The sequence below is a fragment of the Microvirga sp. HBU67558 genome (genome assembly GCF_018069605.1).
GTDB classification, from domain to species: domain Bacteria; phylum Pseudomonadota; class Alphaproteobacteria; order Rhizobiales; family Beijerinckiaceae; genus Microvirga; species Microvirga terrae.
This window is the reverse complement of sequence record NZ_JAGPUP010000097.1, coordinates 1-285: the sequence shown is the minus strand read 5'-3', so window position 1 is coordinate 285 and position 285 is coordinate 1. Positions and strand designations below refer to the sequence as shown.

Here is a 285-nt window from a genome sequence, read left to right as displayed (position 1 = left end):
GGAGGACATACCTGTCGAGCATGCGGACATCGAAATCCACGTAATAGCCGACGATGGGACGTCCGCCGATGAACCGGAGCAGCTCCGGCAACACCTGATGCATGGGGCGCCCCTCGGCTACGTCACGCGCCCTGAGCCGGTGGATCTTGATGGATTCCGTGGTCGGAGCCCTGTCGGCCCTGATGAGGGCCCTGTACGCCTCGCTCGTCATGATCCGGTTGCCGCGGACGACGATGGCCGCGACGGCGATCACCTCGTCGAACCGCGGGTTCAGACCAGTCGTCT

General features: G+C 64.6%; 1 protein-coding gene. It reads right to left on the bottom strand.

Annotated features, from left to right (window positions below; all coding sequences use genetic code 11):
* The coding region (locus tag KBI52_RS00395) for an exonuclease domain-containing protein (RefSeq protein WP_247654078.1) at nt 1-285 on the bottom strand (285 nt) is incomplete at both ends.